The sequence below is a fragment of the Pandoraea fibrosis genome (assembly GCF_000807775.2).
In the GTDB taxonomy this organism is placed as follows: Bacteria; Pseudomonadota; Gammaproteobacteria; order Burkholderiales; family Burkholderiaceae; genus Pandoraea; species Pandoraea fibrosis.
On the sequence record NZ_CP047385.1, the window covers coordinates 3531043 to 3556203 of the forward strand.

Genomic DNA, 25161 nt, shown 5'->3' on the forward strand with positions numbered 1-25161 from the left:
TCATCGCCCGCGTTCCCCCTCTGCGTCGCCTTCGTTTCCGTAGCTAACATCCGCTTCCGCCAAACCAAGAATGGAGACACAAGGCAATGAAGCAGAAGCTACTGATCGCAATCGCCGGCACCGTGGTATCAGGCGCGTCGTTCGCACAAGGCAGTGTGCAGATTTATGGCGTCATCGATGCCGCCTACACCTACGTCAACAACTCGGGCGGCGGCTCGCTCAATGCGCTGAGCGCGGGGCCGCTCAAGGGCAACCGCATCGGCTTCACGGGTACGGAAGATCTGGGTGGCGGCCTCGCCGCCGTATTCCGCCTCGAAAACGGCTTCTCCGTGCTCAACGGCTCACTGGGGCAGGGCAACGCGATGTTCGGGCGTCAGGCGTATGTCGGGCTGTCGTCGAAGTCGGCCGGCACGGTAACGCTGGGCCGTCAGTACGACTCGATGGTCGATTACGTCGGTGTGCTCAAGGCGGGTGGCGATACCGCCGGTGCGTACGCCAACCATCCGGGCGATATCGACAATACGGGCAACAACTACCGCGTCAACAACGCGATCAAGTACGCGAGCCCGAATTACAGCGGCCTGTCCTTCGGCGGCGTGTTCAGCCCGGGGGGGGTGGCGGGCAATGGGCGCAGCAAGCGCATCTTTTCGCTGGGGGCCGGTTACAACAATGGTCCGCTGCAACTCGGCCTGGCGTTCGTCAACGCCCAGGATCCGAACTTCTCGTACTACGGCAACAACCCGAATTCGAGCACGACCGGCAACAACATGAGCACGCCGCCGATCTTCTCGGGCTATGCGTCTGCCGGCTCGTTGCAGACCATTGGTGCGGCCGGTGCGTACAACTTTGGCGGCTGGATTGCCGGCGTGATTTATACCAACTCGCAACTCAAGTCGCTGGGCAGCGAGGCAGGACTGAACCCGCGCGGTTACTCGGGCAACGCCGTGTTCAACACGGTGGAACTGAACCTGCGCAAGTTCCTGACGCCGTCGGTACTGTTCGGCACGTCGGTGCAGTACACGCGCGCCAATCAAGTGACGGGCAACGCGGGCGGCGGCAGCTACGTGCAGGCCAACGCCGGGTTCGACTACTTCCTGTCCAAGCGCACCGACCTGTACGCCGTGGGCATGTGGCAGCGCGCCAACGGCTACGATTCGACCGGCGGTCGTGCCGTGGCGTCGATCTTCGGGTTTACACCGTCGACGACGAATACCCAGATGGCACTGGCCATCGGCATGCGTCACGCGTTCTGACGCAGTCCCGCATGCTGGTACTGGTGCGGTGCCATCCGGCCGGTACCTAGTACTACAAGAAGGTATTTGGGCGGAGGATACGCCCTGAAAGCCTGCCGGCACCCCTGCGGCGCCGGCGAAAAGAAAGACAGTTTCGGAGACAGATTGTGAAGTACAAAAAGTATCGGAAAACCATCCTGGTGATGTTGCTGCTCGCCATGGTCATCAATTACATCGACCGCGCTGCGCTGTCGATCGCCATGCCCTTCATCACGAAGGACTTCCATCTGACGCCGGGCGAGAAGGGGTTGATCTTCAGCGCGTTCTCGGTGGGCTACGCATTGTTCAATTTCCTCGGAGGCTACTTTGCCGACCGCTTCGGCGGCAAGCGCGTGCTGAGCGTATCGATGGCCGGCTGGTCGCTCGCCTGCGGCCTGACGGCGGCCGTCTCGGGCTTCTGGTCGATGCTTGCGGTTCGTATCGCATTCGGCGCAGGCGAAGGGCCGAACTCGGCCACGGCGAACAAGGTGGTCAATACGTGGTTCCCGATCAAGGAGCGCGCCAGCGCTGCGGGCATCAACCAGGCGGGCGGCCCGATCGGTGGCGCCATCGCGGGGCCCGTGATCGGCTTTCTGGCCCTGTCGTTCGGCTGGCGTGCGTCGTTCCTGGTGATGGCCGTGCTCGGTCTGGCGTGGGCGATCGCATGGCATCGCCTGTCGGCCGAGACGCCGGCGCAGCATCCGAAGGTCGGCAAGGAAGAGCTTGCCGAGATCAACGAAGGGCAGGAAGTGGTGGTGGCTGCCGAGGGCGCCAAGGTGTCGATCCTGGAGGTCATTACGACCCGGGCCGTCTTGATGACCGGCATTTCGCTGTTCTGCTACAACTACATCCTCTTCTTCTTCATCACGTGGTTCCCGAGCTATCTGGTCGATGCCAAAGGCATCAGCCTGAAGGACATGAGTCTCGTCAGTTCGTTGCCGTGGGTGACGGGTGCGCTGGGGTTCCTGTCGGGTGGCTTCCTCGTCGATGCGATCTTCCGCCGCACGGGCAAGCAGATGTTTTCGCGCAAGGTGGTGTTGGTGACGTCGCTGCTGATTGCCGCGGTGTGTATCGGCCTGACCGGCGTGGTGCAGCAGGCGACGACGGCGGTCGGCGTGATGACCGTGGCCATCGGGTTCCTGATGCTTGCGGCGCCGGCTTACTGGGCGATCATTCAGGACAGCGTGCCCCGCAATCAGGTCGGTACTGCCAGCGGCTTCATGCACGGCTTGGCGAACGTGTCCGGCATTGTCGGTCCCGCCGTCACCGGCTTCATCATCCAGGGCACCGGCAGCTATGCCAGCGCCTTCGTGCTGGCGGGCGGTCTGGGCATCGTCGGTGCGACGATCCTGGCGCTGTTCGTGGGTGGTCGCTCGGGCCGGATGCCGTCGCCGTCGCTGGCGTAAGGCCAATATCGACGGGCGTGGCGCCCGCCAGTTGAGTCTCTCCAAAGTGGTTGCTCAGACGCACGTTCCCTGCCGGGGATGTGCGTTTTTTTATGGGGGGGAGGGGACATCGAGTGCAGCGCCGGTCGCTCATTCGCAACACATTGGGCGCCAATAAAAAGGGCGTTCCGTGATCGGAACACCCTTCGTGCTGCTGCCTGCCGGCGCCCTGGCGGCAGCGCCGCTCAGGTCGATGCTTACGCCGTGCGCAGGAACTTCGCGACCACGGCTTCGTCCGGTTCCAGTCCGATACCGGGGGCATCGCTGACGCAGAACGTGTGACCATCACGGATCGACGACAGATCAATCAGCCAGGCTGCCGGGTCGACGTACAGATATTCCACCTGCATCGTGTCGCGGAAGGCCGTAGCGAGGTGCAGCGTCGCGAGGAAGCCCGGACCGAAGTAGGGGCTGTGCGGGAGCACGCCAAGCTTGGCCTCGCGAGCGATGCCCATGATCTCGACGAACTCGGTGATGCCGCCGACCTTGCTCACGCTCGGTTGCAGATAGTCCACGGCGCCCGCCGCAGCGGCCTGGCGGAATTGCATGGCCGTGCACCAGTTCTCGCCAGCCGCGAGCGGTACACCCGGGCCGCGAAGGCTGGCCAGCGTGGCGAAGTCTTCCGGCGGGAAGATCGGCTCTTCCAGCCATTCGATGCCGCCCAGCGCATTGAGACGTTGCAGATTGGCACGGGTCGTCTCCGCATCCCAGGCGCAGTTCACGTCGACGGAAATCGACGCGCGGCCATTGACCGTTGCATGGCAGGCCTCGATCACCGGCATGGCGATCTCGTGCAGCTTGATATTGCGGAAACCTTCGGCGAGCGCGCGCTCGCAGACCGTCGCTGCCACTTCCGGATGGCCATAGCGCGTCATGCTCGCGTACGTGGTGAGCGTGGCGGGCGCTTCGCCGCCCAGCAGCCGGTACAGCGGCACGCCGGCACGTTTGGCTTTCAGATCCCACAACGCCATGTCGACGCCGGAAATCGCGAACATCGTGATGCCATAGCGCCCGAAGATATGCAGCAGCTTTTGCGTCTGCCGGGTCCAGGCCTCGACCGATTCAACCGTCGCGCCCTCGAGCAGCGGCTTGATGCGCGTCTCGATCACGCTGCGCGTGGCCTCGGGAACGAAGTAACCGAAGCCTTCGCCCCAGCCGACGTTGCCGTCGGTATCTTCCACCCGGACCAGCACGGTCTCGAACGACCGCCAGGCCGACGGCGTGATGCCGAGCCCGGCGCCGCCGTCGTCGAACGGAATCTCGACGATGCGTGTCTGCAATGATTTGATTTTCACGACGGCACCCCGACCACCAGCGGCTTCGGCACATACGGCCCGCCCACATGATCGGGGCCGCTCGAGGCCGGCATCTGCGCGCGCGGCACAAATTCGGGCGACAGGTTGTCGCTGGCATCGTCCTGCGGCACGTAGCCCAGCTCGACGGCGCGACGGTTCTCGAAGAACGGGGCGGGACAGCGCGACACGCCGTAGACCACGTCTGCGCCGATATCGGCATGCTCCAGCCCGATGCGAACGAGCTGGGCCATGTCGCGTCCGCTCACCCAGATATGCTGACGGCGGCCATCGGCCACTTTCAGATCGGCATTGCCGATGCGGATCGACAGGCTCTTGATGCCGTGACGATGCGAGTACAACGCACAAGCCGCCTCGCCGAAGACCTTGCTCAGGGCATAGAAGCCATCGGGCGCGACCGGGGCGTCGTCACCCGCAAAGCCGTCGATGCGATGGTGGCCGACGGTGTGGTGGCTGCTGGCGAAGATGAAACGCGAAATGCCGAATTCCCGGCAGGCGTCGAGCAGATAGAGCTGCGCGCGGTAGTTGGCGTCGAGCGTGGCTTCGAACGTGATGTCGAGGCTGTAGCTGCACGCCAGATGCAGGATGCCGTCGACGCCTTGCGCGGCGCGACGCACGGTATCGGCTTCGGTGATGTCACCGACGATCACGCTTTCGTTTTCCGCGAGATCGAGCGGTTCGCGCAGGTCCATCAGGCGCAGATGATAATGCTCGCGCAGCCACGGCCGTACACGGGCCGCCACGCCACCGGCAGCGCCGGTCACCAGCAGGGTTTTCATGTGAGGTGTTTCCTTTCAGACAACGCTTTCGTTCTGTACACGGCCTCGTGCTTTGCCGGGGCGTGCAGTCTCCATGCCATGACGGCCGGCCGCGGCCCTACTGTAACGCGAAGGCGATCGCCGGCCGTCAATCTCCGATTCAGGCCGTCGTGTAGTCGACTGCCACCCACTCGAAGTAGGGTTTGAGGTCTGCCACCAGCGCCTGATGCGCCGGGTGCGGCAGATAGCGGGCTACCGCATCGGCGTCGTCAAACACCGACTCCAGCAGGTAGTCCCAGCAAATCGGACGATCTAGTTCGTTCGCCGACACACGCCATTCACGCACGAAATCGATCTCGCGCTCGAGGTTGCGCATGCGAACGATCAGCGCCTGCTCGCGTTCGAGATCCTTCTCGATGTGCGGATGGCGGCGGAACATCACGACGTGTTTCATCATGCCGGCAGCCCTCCACGACGGGCGTCGAGATACCAGTCCGGCGCGTCCTGCAGGGCCACGGGACGCAGGAAACGCTCGATGGCCGCATAGCCGACCGACGTCGACTGCGGGTGCGTCGATGCGGGCCACGGGCCGCCATGCTGTTGCGCGTGGCACACGGCAACCCCCGTCGGGACGCCGCCGAACAACACGCGTCCGCCGATCTGCTCAGCCGCTGCGGCCAGTGCACGGTGCTGCGCCGTGTCGTCGAGCGCGCCCCAGAGCGTGACGGTCAGCGTGCCTTCGACCGCGGCGAGCACGCGCAGCAGGTCGTCATGTGACTTGACGCGCACCACCAGGGCGGCGGGGCCGAACATCTCCTCGCGCAGCGCGGGCTGGGCCAGGAAGGCGTCGGCATCGATCTCGTACAGGCGCGGGGCCGGCGTCGCGGTATCGGCGCCGGTGCTCGGCGCCAGTCGGGTGCGCACACCCGTTTGCGAGGCAACGTGGGCGCTGGCGGCTTCAAACCCGCTGCGTATGGCGGGCGTGAGCATGCGGTGCGGGGTCTGGCTGGCCAGCGCGGCGGCCAGGTCGACGACGAACTGTTCACCTTCCTTGTCGTCCGACACGAGCAGCAGGCCCGGGCTCGTGCAGAACTGACCGCAGCCCATCGTGATGGAAGCGGCCAATGCCTTGGCCGGGGCCTCGGTGCCATCGGCCAGGGCGGCGGGCAACACGACCAGCGGGTTGATGGAGCCCAGCTCGCCGAAGAACGGGATCGGTCGCACACGTGCATTGGCGGCGCGCCAAAGGGCTACGCCGCCCTGATAGGAACCGGTGAAGGCGACCGCAGAGACGACCGGGTGGCTCACCAGATGGGTGCCGCCTTCGCGCGAGGTCTGGCCGACGAAGGTCAGCACGCCTTCGGGCAGGCCTTGTGCGCGCACGACGTCGGCCGCCAGCGCAAACACGCGGCGCGACAGTTCCGGGTGGCCGGCGTGCGGCTTGACGATGACGACGCAACCGGCGGCCAGTGCCGCGGCCGTATCGCCGCCGAGCACCGAGAAGGCGAACGGGAAGTTGCTGGCGGAGAACATCGCCACGGGCCCCAGCGGTGCGAACACGCGGGTGAGGTGCGGGCGACCGGCGGGCGGTGCGCCGGCGACGGCCGCATCGTCAATCTGATGGAACGGTACGCCCCGCTCGACATCGTCGGCAAAGCCGCGCAGTTGATAGGCAGTGCGGGCGAGTTCGCCCGTCAGGCGGGCCGTACCGAGACCGCTCTCTTCGTCGGCGAGGGCGATCAGGGCAGGGGCTTGCGCTTCGAGCGCGTCGGCCAGTCCGCGCAGCAGTCGTGCGCGGGTCGACGCGTTCGAGGCGCCATACACCGGCTGGGCGGCGTCGGCGAGTGCGACAGCGTGATCGATGGGCGCGAAGGCGCCGTTATCCAGTTGGCTCACGATTGCGGCTCCAGATGGTAGCCGCGGCCACGGTAGTCGAAGGCGACCAGCTCGTTGATGGCCACCGACTTGTCGGCCGGCGATGCGTAATAGGCGCGAATTTCCTTGATGCGACAGGTGTCGGCGTCGAACACGTACCACTCGTCGCCGCGCAGTGCCGTGCCTTGCCTGGACTTCCAGTGCGTCCATTCGATGACGGCTTCGTGGGAGTCGTGCGAGACAAGAATCTTCTCGATGGTCCACTGCGAGCCCAGTTCGGCCACGCACCATTGCCACTTGCGGGCGATGGTGCCGGCGCCAACCCACGGCACCTCCGGCAGGCCGGCCGGGAAGTAGTGAACGGCGTCGGGCGTGAAGCACGAGACGAGCTTGTCGTAGTCGGCTTCGTTGCAAGCGTCGAAGTAGCGGCGAATCAGCGCCGCATATGCTGCTTGGTCGATGTTTGCCATCGAGGGGGTCTCCTGGGTGGGCGCGCGACGCACCTGTGCCGCGCGCATGGGAACACGTCGTGAGTGTAGAAGCCGCATCGTCGGGTGTCGGCCTCCCCAAGAGGCGCGGCATCCACTCAGTTCCAGCATCTGGGACCCTTTGCGGCACGAGGTACGCGGACGTGATTTCCCGCCTTATGGGCGCGGTGCGGCCACCCATTGCAACCGGGTCGTGGCCTGTGCCGACTCACCAGGCCCCAGCACCAGCATTCCCGTTTCAGTTTCGCCTTGTGCGGCCAAATTGAAGCCGTTGGCCACGTGGCTGACCGGCTCGACGCAAAGATAGGGCGCGCCGCGCGGCACGAAAGCGATCAGATGGGTCAGCGGCGCGTCGGCGTGCATGGCGAGGTGTCCCGAATGGCGGGATACGATGGCCGGGCCGGTCCATTCGCTCGCATAGATGACGCAGTCGGCGGTTTGCCAGTCGGCGGCGCCGAGTTCGGTGGGGGCGCTCTGCTGCTGCCGTGCGCCGGTAGGCACGAACTTGTCGTCGAGCTGCCAGTGGGTGGATGCGTCGAAGCGGATGCCGGCGTGGTCATCGGCCACCAGAAACGGATGCCATCCAAGACCGGCCGGCATCGGCCTGGTGTCGGCGTTACGTACCGAGAGGTCGACGTGCAACGTAGCGCCGTCGAGGCGGTAGCCGAGGCTGGCATCGAAGGCCCACGGCCAGTGTTCGCCGTCATAGTGCAGCGTCAGTATGGCGTGCGTAGCGTCATGTGACTCGACCTCCCATGCACACAGATGGCTGTTGCCGTGCAGGGCGTTCGGCAGATCGAGCGGGTGCGGCGGCAGGTCGTGCGTCGCGCCGTCGAAACGGAGCCGGGCGCCAGCGATGCGGTTGGAGTACGGGATCAGCGGATAGGCGCCGGCTTTGGGCCAACCGTGCGCGGGCGCTTCCCATCGGTCCAGTGGCACGATCAGGTCGGTGCCGTTGGCGACGGTGCGCAGATGCGTCAGTCGGCCGCCAAGTTGCGGGGCGATGCGCGCGTACAGCACATCGTTGGAAAGCGTAAGGCGAAATGCGTCGTTCATGAGCGAGGCCAGGCGGATAAGCGGGGAGGATTTCGACCGGCGCAGCGGCGTGGCCAACGGCGGTCAGGCAAGCGGTGTCAGGTGTCGATCCGCAGGCGCAGCAGCCTGCCGGACAGCGGTGCGCTCGCCAGCGATTCGATCGGCTGGTGATTGCGGTCGCTGGTGATGAACAGCGAGGCGTCGGTGTCGCTGCGCACGAAGGCGAGGCCGGTCGGGGCGGCGACGGGCAGGCTGACGATGCGATCGACGGCCCCGTCGGCGTTGAAGCGCATCAGGCTCCAGCCATCGCGCAAGGCGACCCAGATGCCGTCGCGATCGTCCAGCGCAATGCCGCACAGCCGGCCGGAGCCGGGTGTCATCGAGGCGAAGCGGCGTACGTTGCTGCTACTGCGCTGCAGGGTGTAGATCGCACCGGCCGACGAGCTGATGACGTAGGCGGTCGTGCCGTCGGCAGACCAGGCCATGGCGTCAATGGTCTGCTGGAACGGCCAGCGCGCCTCAAAGCGTTGTGCAGCGTTGATGAACCCGAGATGGCCGGCGCCGTCGCGTTGCAGCCATGCCCAGGTCATGCCTTGAGCGTCGGTACACAGCAGCTTCATGGCGGGGTCGTTCCAGGCGCTGACGCCTTCCTGCGTCGATACGCTGCCGTCCGCCGCGATGTGCAGGCAACGAGCTTCCTGAGTGACGAGCAGCCCTTCCGGTCGCAGTTGCATGCCGGTGATCGGGCCGTCCAGTTGGGCGACGATGCGGTTGTGGGTGCCGTCGAATGCGTACACCGCAGGCGCCAGCGTATCTGCCCAATACAGCGAGTTCTGTGCCGACGCCCAGAGCGGGAAGGCGCCGTGGAAGGCCCAGCGATCGCCGGCGGGGGTGACTTCCTCCTGTTCCGGCGCGACGCGCGGCGCTTCGAGTTGCGCGCCGACGCGTCGCGCGGCTTCGGCGAGTTCCGGGCCGAGCAGTTCCAGCCGCTGCATCGACATCCGGTAAGCCGGGCCGGCCACGCTCAGCGCGCCACGAACCCGACCTGCCATGTCGACGACCGGCGCGGCGACGCAGCGCACGCCCAGCACGATCTCCTCGTCGTCGATGGCGTAGCCGCGTGCCGAGGTGATGCGCAATTCGACCTGCAGCCGACGCCGATCGGTGATGGTGCGCGGCGTGAGCGCCGTCATGGTAACGCTGCGCAGCAGGGCGTCGCGTTCCTCACGGGACATGCGCGAGAGGATGGCCTTGCCTTGGCCGGTGCAGTACACGGGCTTGCTGCGCCCGAGTGCGGCCGAGGAGCGTTGGGAATGCGCGCCGTCGCAACGTTCGAGCGAAATGACCTCGTTGCCGTCGAGTGCTGCCAGGTAGGTGGTCTCGCCGGTCAGGTCCCGTAGCGCACGTAGTTCCGGCGTGGCGGCGGCGACCAGGTCCGGCATGAGATAGGAGTTGCGCACGAGTTCCAGATAGCGGAACCCCAGGCGATAGACGCGGTGACTGGCGTCGCGTCGCAGCAGGCCGTGTTCGATCAGTGTTGCGAGAATGCGGTAGAGCGTTGTTTTGGGAAGTCCTGCGAGCTCGAGCAACTCGGCATTCGTCATGCCCTGAGGGGATGCGCCGACCAATTCGAGCACCGTCAGGGCCTTGCCCAGCGATGCGGTTCCGTCTCCGATTGCCACTTTTCCACCTTTTGGAATTCAAGCGCCGCGTGCGGCGCGGGTGTCGTTTTTTGATGATTACTTTAGCAGTAGGATCGATTCCATCGCGACGTCACTGTCGCGGAAGTCCCACATGTTGGAACTTTGGCTGATTTATTTTTATTGACAGGGAATTGACGTGACCATCCACCAATATTCGGACGGACTCGACCGCGAGATCGATCGCGGCGTGCATGTGAGTGACGAGACGCTGGCGCGCCTGGCGAAGGTCAGCAGCGGGTCGCTGACGACGCAGCTCTTCAAGCGGGGCTTTCGTCAGCCGGCGCTGGTGGGATTGCGCGCGCTGAACCATGAGGTCAAGCCGTTTGCCGGGCGGGCGTACACGATGCGCTTCATTCCGGCGCGAGAGGACATCGACACCTACGGCACGATGACCACCAAGCCGAACGGCGACAACCTTCAGTGGCAGGGTGTGGAGCAGGTGCGTGAGGGGGATGTGCTGGTGATCGACAGCCGCGACGATCCTCGTGCGGCGTCGGCGGGCAATATTTTGGTGACGCGTCTGTTGGCGCGCGGTGCGCGTGCGATCGTCACCGACGGTGCGTTGCGGGACGGCTCGGAAATCGCGGCGATGTCGCTGCCGGCGTATGCGCGTGAAGTGACGGCGACGACGCGCATTTCGTATCATCACGTGGCGGATCTGCAGGTGCCGATCGGGTGTGCGGGTGTCGCGGTGTATCCCGGCGATGTGATCGTCGGTGACAAGGATGGTCTGACCGTCGTGCCGGCGCATCTGGCCGAAGAGTTGGCTGAAATCTGCGAGAAGCAGGACGACATCGAGCACTACCTGGCGATGCGCATTGCGGGTGGCGAGCCGCTGTGGGGCGTGTATCCGCCGAGCCAGCAGTCGTATGCCGACTATGAAGCGTGGGTGGCCGCCGGACGTCCGGCACTGGAGAAGAAGTTCGGTTAAGTCGGCGCCGACGGAAAACGTCCGCAGTCGCGATGGCAGGGAAAGAGGCCGGAACCCTTCAAGGGGCCGGCCGTTTTACGTTCCCAGTTTACCGCGCACGCTTATCCGACGTTACGTTTCATTTAACATAATGTACATTATGCGAATAATGGCGATCCTGACGTGTCTGGAAGCCGCCGGATATGCGTGTCATAACGGGGTGGCGTATCCGTCGGTACCTGGCACCGGAAAACCTACTCGCGTCTAAAACCTAGAACGGCCCGTCCTATTGGATTGCCTGGCACCAAGGGGTTCGGCATCCAGGCCGTACTGACGACGAGCGTGTCCCCGTCGAGTTTGTAGACTCGTTCCTGCTCAGTGCCATTCCAGGCTTCATTCCAGGAGGCATCAATCTTTGTGATGAATCTATCTCCGTCTATCCGATATCGCCCGGTGTAAGCCACCGCCGTGCGGAACAGTTCGGCCAGTTCAGCATCGGTACTCCCCGGTTCCCGTGACTCTGCCGTAATCAGCACCATCATTCGCCCATCGACACCGAAAATGAGGCGGCCATTCGGTTCGGCGCCCCACGGTTGAGTGCGCTCACCTGTGTCCTGAAGTTCGGTATGGAACGAAGTCAGCCGCCAGCAGCCGTGAAGTTTGGTTTCGTGTACAGACATATTCCCTCCCTGAATAGCTCGTCAAATAGACCTACCTTCGAAGGTCAGGCTTCTATTGATAGTCGCTACCGGCCGAAACCGCCCTATTTATGTTTTGCGCGGCAAGACCTCAAGTACATAGGCAACAAGTTTGCTCAGACTGGCGGTCAGGGGCTCCGAGGCGGTATCGACCACGCAATCTGCTCGCTCAGGTGCTTCGTAAGGTGCACTGATGCCAGTGAACTCCCCGATTTCCCCTGCACGCGCCCTTTTGTACAAACCTTTGGGATCGCGTGCCTCGCATGTTGCGAGGTCAGCCGATACATGGATTTCGTGAAATGCTCGCTTACAGCGCAAACGTGCCTGATCACGGTCCACACGATACGGCGAGATGAACGCCGTAATGCAGATCAGTCCTGCATCCGCGAACAAGGCAGCGACTTCGCTCACGCGGCGAATGTTCTCTGTCCTGTCTTCCGGACTGAAGCCCAAATTAGCATTCAGACCGCCGCGAATGTTATCGCCGTCGAGCACGTAGCACGAATACCCCAACTGCATCAGCGTCTGTTCCAGCGCCATCGCCAAGCTGGATTTTCCCGACGCCGACAAGCCGGTGAGCCATAGCACAGCACCATCGTGGCCGTAGTGAACGTGACGGTCCGTGGCGGTGAGCGCATGTGCGGTTACGCTCAGGTTGTGAGGATGAGATGGCACACTCATGTCAAAGTCCCGCATCACCAGATTCGGCAATACCAAGTGCCGTCAGCAGCGGCCCCAGTTGCGATGCGTGGCGACGCCAGCGCCCTTTCGATGTTGCGTAAATCGGTTGCCGTACCTGGCTCACGCTCGCCGTGCGCACCGCGCGGCGCGTCTTGTGGAAACTGAGACAGGCGTCGTCCCACGGCAGATCGACAAAGGCAATCAGGCGCCGCGCCTCGCGCTCCAGATGATCCACTACGTCTTCGTAGTCGACCTCAAGAAAACGTTCCGGCGGCAAAACCTTGCGTAAGTTCTCCATGAACATCTGATAGTCGCGATGGAAAGCCCCCAATTCATCAAGACGATAGGCAAACATCTGCTCGCCCGCAAAGTGCTTGCTGTAACACGACAGGCAGGTATCCACCGGATCACGCCGGCAATGGATGATGCGCGCGCCCGGCAGAATTAACGGAATCGCACCGGCATACAGGAAGTTGGCCGGCAACTTGTCAACCACCCGCAGTGCATCCGGAGCGAGGCCGTCGATACGGGACAAGTAGTCACGACCGACCCGGGCAAAATCCCCCCTGCCCCAGTGCGTCAGCGCATCGGGAAATGGTCCGGCGCTTTCGAGGGCGTGGCGCAAGGCGCTCAGCTCTCCGGCACCGTGAATGCCAGGGTGCGATGCCAGGATCTGCTCCACAAGCGTTGTGCCCGAACGCGGCATCCCAATAATGAACACGGGGCGTTGCGAAGCCGTGCCGGCATCGGCGAATTTCGCCATCAATTCCGGCGTAAAGATCGCAGCGACTTGTCGCATCCAGGCACTGGCAGCATCGGCATCGTAATCGAACGTGGCTCGTTTGATGCCGTTCCCCTTGTGGAGATGGAAAAACGCCCGATCCGAATCACCGGTATCGAGATACGCTTTGCCAAGCGCGAAATGCAAACTCATCTGATCGACGATCGTCGGCTGTATCGTTCGCGCTAGCGCCGCTTCCATCGCAACGATGTCGCTATCGTCGCCGCGATACGTCTTGGTGTCGGCACGCGCTGCCATCACCCGCACCGAGCCGGGAAACCGCTCAAGCGTGCGCTCAAACGCAGCAATGGCTGCCTCCTTGTCACCAATCTCCATCAACAATGATGCGCGTGCAACGAGCGCTTCTTCAGCAACCGTTCCCGGCAAAGCTGCCGCGCGATCAAAAGACGCGATCGCGTCGTCATGCTGTCCTAGCGCTTGCAAAACCTGCCCGAGCACCTTATGCCCGCTCGCGCTATCGGGGGCGAGACTCACTGCCTGACGCGCGCAGGCGAGCGCGTCCTGAAAGTGATCGTCATGCATCAACAATTGCGCGCGTGCCGACAACGCCCCTGCGTGCTGCGGCGCGAATGCGATAAGGGCGTCGACCCAGCGACCGGCGTCGGCACGGCGCATGCGTGACATCTCGATCTGGGCCAGATTGAAGTAGGCATCGGCCAGTTGTGGGTTGATCTCGATGGCTCGCGACGCAGACGTTATGGCTTCGTCGAAGCGGCCAAGATCGTTCCACAGCACCGCCAGGTTGCAGTGCGCTTCAGCATAGTCAGGCCGCAACGCCAGCGCTCTCAGATAGCTGGCGTGTGCTTGCTCCAGCGCGCCCGTGTGCTTTTGCGTATTCGCAAGATTATTGTGCGCTTCAGGGCTATCGGGAAGCAACGAGACGACACGTTTCAGGCATTCCAGAGCAGCGTCAAATTTTCCGCTTTCCTGCAGGATGATGCCCAGATTGTTCCAAGCCGCAACGAGCTGCGGCTCTTGGTCCACCGCCCGTCGGGCGGCTTGTTCTGCTTCCGCCAGCAACCCCTTCTGGCGACACATTTCAGCCAGATTGCTGCAATACGTTGCGGGCGCAACGGGCGACAGACAAGCCTTACGCAAGTAATCGATGGCCAGATCGAGCAAGCGATGAGCATGGGCAATCAGGCCCATCAAATGCAGGGCATCCGGTTGCTCGGGCAAGACTTGCAAGACGCGCAGACAGCATTCTTCAGCCTGACGCGCCTGTCCCGCATTCCAATGCGCATAGGCCAGATTCAGTGCCTCACGAATGGTGATCTGTTGAGCATCAGGGTTGTGGTTCTTATTCAAAGATGCTCCACCGCAAAACGCGAAAAGTCGGGCATTCTCATTGAAGATGGCGTGAAGGTATTCGTGACAAGCCTCGTCGACCCGTCGTCTGCAATGCATTTGCATCATCTACGGCATTGCAAGTCCCCAGAAAATCGTAGCCGAAGGCGCATTCGGTCGTCAAAAAAAGCATGTTTCGCCTGCCAGCACAGTTGCAGTGACGACGGCCTTTCGTCCCGTTTCGGGAATCCTTGAGTTTTCGGGAGAATCAATTGATACTCCTCGTCGAAAGTTGAATTGTCCGACAAAAATATTGAAAAATTATCAAAAGAACAAATGGGCCGATCAAAAAAACAACCTCGCTTTTCTGCGGGCGAGCAGACCTGTCTTGCGCTATCGCTGACGGCCGCATGTGCAACATTGATTGCTACCCCGGCAAAAGCGGTCACGGTCACGGGGACCGCCACTGTCACTGGCTCGACGTCCAACGTGTTCTGGAACGGCATCGGGACGATGACCGTCAATAGTGGCGTTCTTGTCACCGGCACACCAGTGTTCAGCATTAGCACCACGAACGGCACTCTGCAGAACAACGGCACGCTTAGTGGTTCCACTGGGGTTGCCAATACAGGCTTGCTTACTACCCTCAACAACGGGAACGGCGCAGTCGGCGGTTCAATTACCGGCGGCACAGGCATTGACAATGCCGCGAATGGCACGATCATCACGCTGCACAACTTCTCCGGCAGCGAGATCACCGCCGTTACCGGCATCAAGAATAGCGGCACCATCGGTACGGTAACCAATGACAGTGGCGGTTCGATATCCAACGGCGCAACGGGGATCTTCAACTATTCAGGCGGCACGATTGGCACGCTGAGCAACAGTGGTTTGATTAGCCAGGCTGGTTTCGGGATCAACAATAACAACGCCGCCATCACCACGCTGCAGAACGGCGCAGGCGGCACCATCAGTGGCGTCACCGCGATCCAGAACAATAATGGCAGCATCGGGACGCTGACCAACACGGGGTTCATCAATGCCCATAGCGCGGGTATCGCCAACCTCGGCAACAGTACCATTGCCATACTCAGCAACGGCGGCTTAATTGACGCCCAGACGGCCATCTCCAACGACGCCGCGATTGGTACGTTGACCAACACGGGCACTATCAAGGGGACCCAAGCTGCGATCTCCAACACCGGCACCATCAACGTCATCGCCAACGATGGCGGCGTCATTTCCGGCAAGATAGTCAACACAACGCAACCCTTGAGCCTGACCGGCGGTAGCGGAACCACCTTCGGCACCCTCACCGGCGCCGGCAGCGGAATCGACGCCGGCAATATCGGGCTGATCACCAATACGGCGTCAAACCTGACCTTCAGCGCCGGCAATCAGTTGCTCAACGACCATATCAACGTGGGTGGCAACACCGTGTTCAATGCAGGCGGTACGCTGCAGGTCAACAACGCGATCACGATCACCGGCAACTACACCCAGAACGCCGGCGCAACACTCAACATCGGCGTGGCGGACGGGGCGGTTGCCACCGGTGTCGCCAGTGCCGACAGCGGCTACGGCCGGCTAGTCGTGTCGGGCGCAGCGACTTTCGACGCCGGCGCCAGCGTCGCGCTGAAAAAGCTCAATAGCTATGGCTTTGCGCAGGGACAGCGCTTTGTTGTGGCACAGGCGAGTCACGCCAGCACGAATTACAACGCAGGATCGCTGAACTATTCCGCTGACGGCTACACCGGCACATATTCGGGCGCCAGCGTGGTCGATAGCGACGACAACACCAAGACCGATCTTGTCGTCACCCTGGCAGCGCCAGCCACTGGTACAAATCCGGGCGGCACCGACCCTGGCTCGACGCCAGGCGGTTCCAGCCCTGGCGGCACCAGCCCCGGCACAAGTCCGGGCGCGACCAGTCCGATCATGCGGGCAACGACGCCAAACGCCATTTCCGCGTTGTCGGGATTGTTTCGTTATGGTGGCACCAACGCCGACATGCTCAACATGTTCAATGCTGCTGTCGCCCTCGATTCCGCAGGCGACGCCAATCGCGCTGGCGCTCAATTGAGTCCGGCGGCAATTACCGCTTCGGCCGTCCAATCAGCACAGGCGACAACGCAAGCCGTACTCAATATCGCCGCATCCCACATCGACATCCTGCGCTCGGCGCAAAGCGCCGGCAGTGGTGTGGCAACCGGCGAGTCTGCCAGTGATATTGCCCTGTGGGGACAGGCGTTCGGCGGTCAGGCAAATCAGAGCGGTCGCAGCGGCGCCAGCGGGTATCGTGCCAGCTACGGAGGCCTTCTCATCGGCGCCGACACTGCGCTCAACGATGCGTGGCGTGTCGGCGGCTTATTCAACTATGCAGATACGTCGGTCGATGGCCGCGATGACAGCACAGGTAGCTCGGCACGTGTCAAAGCGTATGGACTTACCGGATATGGCGGCTATACGGCGCAACGCTGGTACGTGAATCTCGCCAGCGGCATCGTCTGGCAAAAGTACGACACCCATCGCAGCGTCGACTACACGGGTTTCAGCGGTAACGCTGCCGGTCGATTCAACGGTGCGCAATACATTGCGTCGGCGCAGGCGGGCTACCCCATCAAACTGGACGCCGTGACGACCCTCACACCGATCGTCGGCCTGACCTACAGTCGCATGACGCAGGATGCCTATACGGAAACCGGCAGCGTCGCCGCGTTGCGTGTCAATTCCTCCAGTGCCTCGTCCTTGAAGAGCGAACTGGGTGCAAAACTGGCGCGCACATTCACGACTTCGTATGGCGAAATCACGCCGTCGATTCAACTGAGCTGGCGACATGAATACCTCGATACCAACATACAGTCGATCGCTAACTTCGCGGCTGACACCAGCGGCGCTACCAGTTTCATTACGCAAGGGGCGCTGGCTAACCGCGATACCGGCGTAATGGTGTTGGGGGCGGCACTGGCACGCAGCCAGAATCTGACGCTCGTGGCGCGTTATACCCTGGAGGCCTCGCGAGGCTATACAGCACAAACGGCAGATCTGCGGCTGCGCTATCAATTCTGACATCGGATCGATGCATCGTCTGGAGAAAGCCGCCTATGCGGCTTTTTTCTTTAACGAGAGATGACTCATGCTCGCCCCCTGGCATGGACCGTCTTTTCACACCAGCGGCGCATCGTGCGCGCTCGGGTTCGTCGACGCGTGAGACGCGAGTGCGCGCATCTCGCCCGATCCGGCAGGAGACAATGGTGCGCTGCATCCATCGCCTCGCTGACCTGCGGGTAGAATCGGGTCTAGATATTTCACTCTTCCCATTTCGGAGGCAGATGTGCCCGGACTACTTCCCGATGTCGACCACGAGGGACTCCTCGAATATTCGGTCGTGTACACCGATCGATCCATCAATCATATGTCGCAGCGCTTTCAAGGCGTCATGCGCGATATTTCCGAGGTCCTGAAGCAGGTCTACAACGCCCGGTCCGTCGCCATCGTTCCGGGTAGCGGCACGTTCGGCATGGAAGCCGTTGCCCGCCAGTTCGCGACGAACAAGAAATGTCTGGTCATTCGCAACGGCTGGTTCAGTTTCCGCTGGTCGCAGATTTTCGACATGGGCAACATTCCGTCCGAATCCATCGTGCTTAAAGCCCGTCCGGTCGAGCAAGGCAGGCAAGCGGCATATGCACCGGCCCCGATCGAGGAGGTTGTCGCCGCGATCAGGGAACACAAGCCCGATTTGGTCTTCGCACCGCATGTCGAGACCGCTTCCGGCATGATGCTGCCCGACGCCTATTTGCGCGCGGTGGCCGACGCAGTCCACGATGTCGGTGGCATGTTTGTCCTCGACTGCATAGCCTCCGGTACGGTCTGGGTCGACATGCAGGCCTGCGGCATCGATGTACTGATCAGTGCCCCTCAAAAGGGGTGGAGTGCGTCGCCCTGCTGTGCCATGGTCATGCTCAGCCCGCTCGCCCGCGAGCGAATCGAGTCGACCACGAGCACCAGCTTCGCCTGCGATCTCCGGCAGTGGCTCCAGATCATGGAAGCCTACGAGAAAGGTGGCTTTGCCTATCACGCCACCATGCCGACCGACAGCCTCACGACATTGCGCGACGTCATGAAAGAGACCGAGGCCTACGGTTTCGAGAAGGTTCGGGCGGAACAACTTGAACTCGGGCAGCGTGTTCGATCGCTCTTGGCCGCGAAAGGCTTCAAGAGTCTCGCGGCGAAAGGATTCGAGGCGGCAGGTGTCGTGGTTTGCTATACCGATGACGACGGCATTCGTTCGGGGAAGAAATTTGTCGATGTGGGCCTGCAGATCGCGGCCGGTGTGCCGCTTCGCGTCGACGAACCGGACGATTTCAAGACCTTCCGCATCGGCCTGTTCGGCCTGGACAAACTGCACGACGTCGAAGGCGCAGTGAATCGGCTCGCCAAGGCGCTGGACAGCATTTCCTAACGCGCCTTTCCGGAAAATTGAGGGTGTGCGGCGCTCCACTATCGCGTGGCGGAAGAGTATGACACTCAATCCCGCCACGCCGTCACCGATTGGAAACCATGCGACTCAGGATCGATGAGGCTCGGGCACTTGCCCGACGAGCCGCGCTGGCGGCCGGCGCGAACGAGCAGACCGCCACGTCGCTCGCCAACGCTACGGTTGCCGCAGAACGCGCGGGCCATCGATCAGTGGGCTTCGCCCACTTGCCGGACTATCTGGAAGGCCTCTCGTCAGGCCGTATTGCGGGCACTGCCCGACCCGAAATCCGCTTTCCCGCCCCGACGACCATTCGCGTCGACGCCGATGCCGGCATTGCGCAACTCGGCTTCGACCTGACTTTCGACAAACTCGTCGAGAACGCCAGACAATTTGGCGTGGCGCTATTCCTGCAAGGCAATAGTTTCACAGTGGGCGAGTTGGGCTATTACACCCGTCGCTTGGCCGAGGCAGGCCTCGTCTGTCTGGCGACCTCCAACGGACCCGCGATGGTGACCACGCCACAGAGCCGCCAACCTGTGTTCGGCACCAATCCGATGTCGTTCGCTGCACCGGTTGCGGGCGGCGTCCCGCTCGTCATCGATCAGGCGTCGAGCGCCACCGCCTTCGTCAACATTCGCGACGCAGCGACGCGCGGCGAAACGATTCCCGAGACGTGGGCGCTGGATACTGCCGGCGAGCCCACGACCGACTCCCGGAGCGCGCTGTCAGGCATGCTGCTGGCATTTGGCGGCGCCCGAGGGGCCAACATCGCCCTGATGGTCGAAATCCTCTCGGCCGGCATGACCGGTGCAAACTGGTCGTTGGATACCCCATCGTTCCAGCACGGAGCGCAGTCTCCGGGCGTGGGGCTCTTCATTGTCGCGATCGATCCCGCGATCCTGGCGCCCGACTTGCCTGACCGGTTGACATCCCAGATCGAGCGCCTGTCGGCGAAGGGTATCTACATTGCCGGCCGTGGCGAGACGCCCGATCACGTCTGCCTTCCCCCTTCCCTCCTGTCTGTCATCGAACACTACTGTCGCTTCGACAACCCGACACCATCGCCAATCAGCACGAACCGATAGCCGTCGGAGAACCACAGGTGACCCGCCGGCGGCCGGGTTTCGGGCTGCGACTGGCGCTTTTCGGTAAACTGCCGGTATTCGGGGCACATCGCGTCCCGCAGCTTACTTAGTCTCACATGTCGAATACCCACGAAATCCGCCCTGGTCAGTCCGTCGAATTGCTCAAGGAACTGCATATCCTGACGCGCGACGGCAAGATGAATCAGGACAGTCGCCGCAAGCTCAAGCAGGTCTATCACCTGTTCCAGTTCATCGAGCCCCTGCTTCAGGAAGTCAAGACCGACAGCGGTCGCGTCACGTTGGCCGACCACGGGGCGGGCAAGTCGTATCTGGGGTTCATCCTCTACGATCTGTTCTTCAAGGCATTGGCCGACGATTCGCACATCTTCGGCATCGAAACCCGCGAGGAACTGGTCAAGTCGTCGCAGGCGCTGGCCACGCGCCTGGGCTTTCCCGGCATGTCGTTCCTGAATCTGTCCGTTGCGGAATCGATCACGTCGCCGGCACTCCCGGAAACGATCGACGTCGTCACAGCGCTTCACGCCTGCAATACCGCCACCGACGACGCCATTCGCTTCGCACTCGCCAAGAAAGCACGCCACATTGTGCTTGTCCCATGCTGTCAGGCCGAAGTGGCCGGCGTATTACGCAAGCACAAAGGCAAGCTGCTGGCAGGCAATCCGCTGACCGAAATCTGGCGGCATCCGCTGCACACGCGCGAGTTCGGGAGTCAGGTCACCAACGTGCTGCGCTGCTTGCAGTTGGAGGCACATGGCTACCACGTCACCGTCACCGAGTTGGTGGGCTGGGAACATTCGATGAAGAACGAGCTGATCATCGCGCAGTACAAGGACCTGCCCCGCCGCCGCCCCGCCGAACGACTGGAAACCGTGCTGGAATCGCTCGGGCTGGAAGAGCTGCGCGAGCGATTTTCCACCACGCTCGTGCCGCAGACGCAAACGTAAGGTCTTTTAGACCACGCGCCTTCCCTCCCCCAAGCCAAGCAAGAAGCCGCCCTCCCAGGCGGCTTCCATTCATTTCGATGGCGCAGGGGAGTCATCCGACACGGGATCGCGTCTGGCCAGCGAGTCGAATCGCTCTCGCGCCGAGTGAAGCATGTGCAACGTGATTTGTTTGACCTCGGACTGACTCTGCTGGATATGGGCCTCGATTCGCGACTGTGCAAGGCCCAGGTCGCGGGACTGAATGGCATCGAGAATTGCCGCGTGTTCTTCGTAGGTCGCCAGCACACGCGGCGCCTTGGTAAAGTCCAGTCGCCGAATGATCCGGATTCGCTCGGTCACATCGAAATGCATCCGGACCATCTCCAGATTCCCGGTCGCCGTGATCAGGCCAGCGTGAAACGCTTCGTCCAATGACGCGAGCTTCGCCGGCTCGGGCTCATACTGTGCAGGCGCCACGCACCATATCTCGCGCAGCGGCATGAGCGCCCTAAAAGCAGCCCCCTTGGCCAGCCGGGCGATGGCCGCGGACTCCATCATGATGCGGATCTCATACAGGTCTTCGAAGTACTTGAAGTCAAACTCCCGCACCTGCCAGCCGCTCTTGAAGTGGACTTCGACATAACCCTCGCGTTGCAGCCAGAACAGCGCCTGCCTCACCGGTGTGCGGCTGACCTGCATTCGCGTCGCCACGTCGCTCTCGCTGAACCGGTCGCCCGGCAGCAAACGAAAGTCGAAGATGTCGGCCTTGAGTCTGGCGTAAATCTGGGCGGCCAGCGACCCGGCACTGCTCGCCGGGCCAAATTCGGGCGTATGCGCGGCGGCCGGTTCAACGACGTCGCTTGCAGCAGTTTTCATGCGTCCATCCACGCATTTGGTACTCCTTCTTGTGTACAAGTCTGCGTGGATCAACTCAAGTTTCGTGCCAACGCCCATGGCCAAAGGCGCTATCCCGGAATTGCCCCGAAAGCATGCACGACTACCTGCCGGACACACCCTTCCGATGGGGCAGATTCCGCACCAATGCAAGGCGTGCGCACCATTCGCAGGCGTGCGACACCGCCTTGGCATGCGTGGCAAACGAAACGCCTAGCGCGAATACCCGGGCTGCTGGAAAGGATGCGCCTGTGCGAACGCCGGCAGTTCGAAACATCGCTTCGTCAACGCCGCAACGTTCGGAAATGCGTCGATATCCAGCTTATGTAGATCCGCGATGATCTTCTGGCCGGCAATACAGATGTCGGCGAGCGTGAGTGCCGTACCCAGTGCAAAGGGGGTGGCCGGGCGTTGCACGAGCATGCGCTCATAGGTCGCCAGCCCCTCCTCCGCCCAGTGCCTGCACCATGCATCAATGGCATTGGCGTCTGCGCCAAAGGTATCAGTCAGATGTTTGCGAACGCGCGGTACCACAAGCGGATGGGCGTCTGCGACCGAAACGAGCGACAGGGCTCTGGTATAGGCACGATCTTCGACGTTATCCGGCATCAGCCGCGGCGACGGGTGAATCTCGTCGAGATACTCCAAGATCGCGAGGGACTGGAAAATCCGACGGCCGTCGTGGACCAACGTCGGCACGACACGCTCGGCATTCACCTCGGCGTAGCCGGCATCGAATTGGCGTCCAGCCAACAGATCGATCTCGATTTCCTCGAAAGGTAGTTGCTTCAGGGCGAGCGCCACGCGCACGCGAAAGGCGGCATTCGATCGCCAAAAGCCGTAAAGCTGAATTGCCATTGAGCCATCCTTCTTCAGAGTCGTTAAGGGAAAATTGCGACGTGCCGACGTGCATCGACATACGATTGCATTTGCAATTCAATTGCCGGCGATCATGCCACGCAACGATTGCACTTGCAACTCACATGTCGACGTTGCATCCGATGGGGGGTGTCATTCGTATTTCCTGCCATGACCTCCTTCCCACACCTCGCCATGCCGAATGCCGGTCGCCCCCTGCCCGACAGGACGCCCTTTGCTGCGGTGAAGGTGCTATATTGCGCGGAACGCCAACGCTACGGCCTCGTCCGCATGAACGATATGCCCGAAAGCACTGACCAAGATCGAGCTTCAGGTACGCAGCGCACAATCGATTCAGGCGGCGACAACGAATTGCGCGACACGTTGAACCGCACGCTGTCGGCCGTTGCTCAGGAAGATCGCGACGCGTTTGCCACGCTTTACCGGCTGGCCTCCGCGCGCGTGTTTGGCGTCATCTTGCGAATGGTTCGCGACCGGGCCGAGGCAGAAGACCTGCTCCAGGACGTTTTCGTCAATGTCTGGCGGCGGGCCAGCGCCTTCGATCCCGCACGGGGCAGCGCCATGACCTGGCTGATCACGCTGGCGCGCAACCGCACCATCGATCGCTTACGCGAGCATCGCGAATCGGCCCTCGACGAGCCTGACGCCCTTGCCATCCCATCCGAAGACCCCACGCCCGCTGCCCTTGCCGAAGCCTCCGAGGCACGACAACGCCTGGAAGAGTGCATGCAGCGCCTTGAACCACAGCAACGTGGCGTGGTGCGCGAGGCCTTCTTCAGCGGTGCGTCCTATAGCGAACTGGCCAGCCGTCTGAGCGTGCCGCTCGGGACGATGAAAAGCTGGATTCGCCGCAGCCTGATGCAATTGAAGATGTGCCTCGAGCAATGAATACGCCCGCCAACCCAGACGACGAACTGCGCTGCGCCGAATACGCCCTCGGGGTATTGGACGCGACCGAGCGGCGCGAGCTTGAGCAAGACGCCAACGAGAACCCGCTATTGCAGGGTAGCCTGCATCAATGGCAAGCCCGCGTTGCGCCATTGGCCGAGGATGTCCCGGCCATCGAGCCGCCGCCTCGCGTCTGGCAACGGATTCAGCGCGATCTCGGTATCTCGCCTGGAGTTCAGGCTGCCCGACCGGCTTCGTCGACCGCCATCACCTGGTGGGACAATCTGCGCCTCTGGCGCTGGCTGGGGATGGGGGCGAGCGTTGCCGCGCTGGCGCTGCTGGCCGTCAACTTCCGCTCGTTTGTGCCATCGGGGCCACCGAGCGTTGCGACCAGTGCCTATCTGGTCGCGACCATCGCGCGGCAAGACGGCGTGGCCCACTGGACGGCAACCGTCGATACCCGCCGCGCCAGCATGGTCGTCGTGCCAGCCGACAAGCCCGTCATTGCCGCTGGACGCGCCACGGAACTCTGGCTGATACCGCCAAACGCGAAGCCCATTCCGCTCGGGGTATTCCCCGCCGATCAGCCAGCGTCGATGACCCTCTCGCCGGAAATCCTCGCCCAGATTGGCACGAACGCCGTGCTGGCCGTGTCTGTCGAACCGCCGGGTGGTTCGCCAACCGGCCAACCGACCGGCCCCGTGGTGGCGACGGGCGCGATCCGCCCGGCCTGATCACGCCGATCCGTATCCGCAATCGTTCTCGCTGCAAGGGTTGCCCAGACGTTACGGCAACCCTTGCGTGGTTTCCCCACACTCGCCCCCCTTCCCCGGCCCTGCCGAAATATTTCATCCACGTGTGCATCCGGTAGCGCATGGCTTCCGTATAGAGCGGTATCACCTTTCGATCCGCTACTGGAGTCCGCATGCCGCATGCCGCCGTCATCCTCCTCGCGTTTGCCGGGGTGAGCCTCTCGCTACTTGCCGTCTGGGCTTACCAGCGGCACTCGCGCAATGCCGGCATGGTCGACCCGGTCTGGGCCGCCGCGCTCGCGGGGGTTGCCGTCCTGGCGGCAGCACTCGGTGCAGGTCATACCACCTACCGGGTTTTCGTCGGACTCGCGGGCGGCCTCTGGGGCCTGCGTCTCGCGGTGCATCTCTGGCGACGCAATTACGGACATCCGGAAGATGCGCGCTACCGGCAGTTCCGTGAGCAATGGGGCGTGCACGCCGAGCGCGACATGTTCTGGTTCTTCCAGTTGCAAGGCGTCATCGCGATGCTGCTGGCCACGGCGTTCTTCGTGCCCGCCTTCAGCCAGCGGGCCCCCGCCCCGCTTGCTGTTGCGATCGCCATGCTCGTTTGGTTGGCCGCCGTCGCGGGCGAGGCCTCGGCCGATCGTCAGCTTCGACGATTCACCTCCGACGCAACGCATCGCGCTCAGGTCTGCCAAGTTGGCTGGTGGCGATACTCGCGTCATCCCAACTACTTCTTCGAATGTCTGCACTGGTGCGCATATCCCGTGCTCGCCATTGGCACGCCATGGGTCTGGGCCACGCTCTTCCCACCCTTGCTCATGGCGTGGCTGTTGCTCAAGGTGTCGGGCATTCCGCTGCTCGAAGCCCATCTGGTGCAATCGCGTCCCGCATACAAAACCTACATGCAGAGCACCAGCGCTCTGATTCCTTGGCCACCGAAAAAGACCGTCGAGACATCGATGTCATGAAA

At 62.6% G+C, this 25161-nt stretch carries 22 protein-coding genes; 10 read left to right on the plus strand and 12 right to left on the minus strand.

Annotated elements, in window-relative coordinates:
* The first annotated feature begins 86 nt into the window (after nucleotides 1-86).
* Both PI93_RS15535 and PI93_RS15540 read left to right on the plus strand, forming a co-directional pair.
* A complete protein-coding gene (locus tag PI93_RS15535) occupies nucleotides 87-1253 on the plus strand; it encodes a porin (protein WP_039365643.1) in 1167 nt (388 codons plus the stop codon).
* Between the two features lie 146 nt (nucleotides 1254-1399).
* Nucleotides 1400-2677, plus strand: a complete 1278-nt coding sequence (locus PI93_RS15540; protein WP_201278396.1) for an MFS transporter — start codon at nucleotides 1400-1402, stop codon at nucleotides 2675-2677.
* Nucleotides 2678-2913: 236 nt separating this feature from the next.
* On the opposite strand, the gene PI93_RS15545 is transcribed toward PI93_RS15540, so the two are convergent.
* From PI93_RS15545 to PI93_RS15575, 7 genes are all read right to left on the minus strand, one after another.
* On the minus strand, nucleotides 2914-4011 hold the full coding sequence (locus PI93_RS15545) for a mandelate racemase/muconate lactonizing enzyme family protein (RefSeq protein ID WP_039365641.1): 1098 nt from the start codon (nucleotides 4009-4011) through the stop codon (nucleotides 2914-2916).
* On the minus strand, nucleotides 4008-4808 hold the full coding sequence (locus PI93_RS15550; protein ID WP_039365639.1) for an NAD-dependent epimerase/dehydratase family protein: 801 nt from the start codon (nucleotides 4806-4808) through the stop codon (nucleotides 4008-4010). Before PI93_RS15550 ends, PI93_RS15545 begins: the two co-directional genes overlap by 4 nt.
* Nucleotides 4809-4947: 139 nt before the next feature.
* On the minus strand, nucleotides 4948-5244 hold the full coding sequence (locus PI93_RS15555) for a Dabb family protein (RefSeq protein WP_039365637.1): 297 nt from the start codon (nucleotides 5242-5244) through the stop codon (nucleotides 4948-4950).
* Nucleotides 5241-6683, minus strand: a complete 1443-nt coding sequence (locus tag PI93_RS15560) for an aldehyde dehydrogenase (NADP(+)) (protein ID WP_039365635.1) — start codon at nucleotides 6681-6683, stop codon at nucleotides 5241-5243. Before PI93_RS15560 ends, PI93_RS15555 begins: the two co-directional genes overlap by 4 nt.
* Nucleotides 6680-7132, minus strand: coding sequence for a nuclear transport factor 2 family protein (locus PI93_RS15565; protein ID WP_039365632.1), 453 nt, complete (start codon nucleotides 7130-7132; stop codon nucleotides 6680-6682). The genes PI93_RS15560 and PI93_RS15565 overlap by 4 nt, the downstream gene beginning before the upstream one ends.
* Before the next feature lie 174 nt (nucleotides 7133-7306).
* Entirely contained in the window at nucleotides 7307-8206 is a 900-nt protein-coding gene (locus PI93_RS15570) for an aldose 1-epimerase (RefSeq protein ID WP_039365630.1), read from the minus strand.
* Between the two features lie 77 nt (nucleotides 8207-8283).
* Entirely contained in the window at nucleotides 8284-9867 is a 1584-nt protein-coding gene (locus PI93_RS15575; protein ID WP_039365628.1) for an IclR family transcriptional regulator domain-containing protein, read from the minus strand.
* Nucleotides 9868-10024: 157 nt separating this feature from the next.
* On the opposite strand from PI93_RS15575, the gene PI93_RS15580 reads away from it, so the two are divergent.
* Nucleotides 10025-10819 (plus strand): RraA family protein, encoded by a 795-nt coding sequence (locus tag PI93_RS15580; RefSeq protein WP_236105546.1) that lies wholly within the window; start codon nucleotides 10025-10027, stop codon nucleotides 10817-10819.
* 233 nt (nucleotides 10820-11052) lie between these two features.
* On the opposite strand, the gene PI93_RS15585 is transcribed toward PI93_RS15580, so the two are convergent.
* From PI93_RS15585 to PI93_RS15595, 3 genes are all read right to left on the minus strand, one after another.
* Nucleotides 11053-11478: a lipocalin-like domain-containing protein gene (locus PI93_RS15585; protein WP_039365626.1), complete on the minus strand. Its 426-nt coding sequence runs from the start codon at nucleotides 11476-11478 to the stop codon at nucleotides 11053-11055.
* A gap of 87 nt (nucleotides 11479-11565) precedes the next feature.
* On the minus strand, nucleotides 11566-12177 hold the full coding sequence (gene cysC / locus PI93_RS15590) for an adenylyl-sulfate kinase (RefSeq protein ID WP_039365624.1): 612 nt from the start codon (nucleotides 12175-12177) through the stop codon (nucleotides 11566-11568).
* Nucleotide 12178: 1 nt separating this feature from the next.
* Complete coding sequence (locus PI93_RS15595) at nucleotides 12179-14395, minus strand: tetratricopeptide repeat-containing sulfotransferase family protein (RefSeq protein WP_236105545.1); 2217 nt, start codon at nucleotides 14393-14395, stop codon at nucleotides 12179-12181.
* Nucleotides 14396-14563: 168 nt separating this feature from the next.
* Between PI93_RS15595 and PI93_RS15600 the strand changes: the two genes are divergently transcribed.
* The 4 genes from PI93_RS15600 to PI93_RS15615 all read left to right on the plus strand — a co-directional run bounded on the left by PI93_RS15600 (nucleotide 14564) and on the right by PI93_RS15615 (nucleotide 20796).
* Nucleotides 14564-17335, plus strand: a complete 2772-nt coding sequence (locus PI93_RS15600; RefSeq protein WP_236105544.1) for an autotransporter outer membrane beta-barrel domain-containing protein — start codon at nucleotides 14564-14566, stop codon at nucleotides 17333-17335.
* 265 nt (nucleotides 17336-17600) lie between these two features.
* Nucleotides 17601-18728: an aminotransferase class V-fold PLP-dependent enzyme gene (locus tag PI93_RS15605; RefSeq protein WP_039365620.1), complete on the plus strand. Its 1128-nt coding sequence runs from the start codon at nucleotides 17601-17603 to the stop codon at nucleotides 18726-18728.
* A gap of 98 nt (nucleotides 18729-18826) precedes the next feature.
* Nucleotides 18827-19831, plus strand: a complete 1005-nt coding sequence (locus tag PI93_RS15610; RefSeq protein WP_052240349.1) for an Ldh family oxidoreductase — start codon at nucleotides 18827-18829, stop codon at nucleotides 19829-19831.
* A gap of 116 nt (nucleotides 19832-19947) precedes the next feature.
* Entirely contained in the window at nucleotides 19948-20796 is an 849-nt protein-coding gene (locus PI93_RS15615; protein ID WP_039365618.1) for a class I SAM-dependent methyltransferase, read from the plus strand.
* 69 nt (nucleotides 20797-20865) lie between these two features.
* On the opposite strand, the gene PI93_RS15620 is transcribed toward PI93_RS15615, so the two are convergent.
* Both PI93_RS15620 and maiA read right to left on the minus strand, forming a co-directional pair.
* Nucleotides 20866-21651 carry a GntR family transcriptional regulator gene (locus PI93_RS15620; RefSeq protein ID WP_080758981.1) on the minus strand — a complete coding sequence of 262 codons (786 nt, stop codon included), beginning with the start codon at nucleotides 21649-21651 and terminating at the stop codon, nucleotides 20866-20868.
* A gap of 231 nt (nucleotides 21652-21882) precedes the next feature.
* Nucleotides 21883-22527, minus strand: coding sequence for a maleylacetoacetate isomerase (gene maiA, locus PI93_RS15625; protein ID WP_052240348.1), 645 nt, complete (start codon nucleotides 22525-22527; stop codon nucleotides 21883-21885).
* Nucleotides 22528-22818: 291 nt separating this feature from the next.
* Between maiA and PI93_RS15630 the strand changes: the two genes are divergently transcribed.
* From PI93_RS15630 to PI93_RS15640, 3 genes are all read left to right on the plus strand, one after another.
* Nucleotides 22819-23436: a sigma-70 family RNA polymerase sigma factor gene (locus PI93_RS15630; RefSeq protein ID WP_039365616.1), complete on the plus strand. Its 618-nt coding sequence runs from the start codon at nucleotides 22819-22821 to the stop codon at nucleotides 23434-23436.
* Complete coding sequence (locus PI93_RS15635) at nucleotides 23433-24170, plus strand: anti-sigma factor (RefSeq protein ID WP_039365614.1); 738 nt, start codon at nucleotides 23433-23435, stop codon at nucleotides 24168-24170. The genes PI93_RS15630 and PI93_RS15635 overlap by 4 nt, the downstream gene beginning before the upstream one ends.
* Nucleotides 24171-24361: 191 nt before the next feature.
* Nucleotides 24362-25159 carry a DUF1295 domain-containing protein gene (locus PI93_RS15640; RefSeq protein WP_039365612.1) on the plus strand — a complete coding sequence of 266 codons (798 nt, stop codon included), beginning with the start codon at nucleotides 24362-24364 and terminating at the stop codon, nucleotides 25157-25159.
* The last annotated feature ends 2 nt before the right edge of the window (nucleotides 25160-25161 follow it).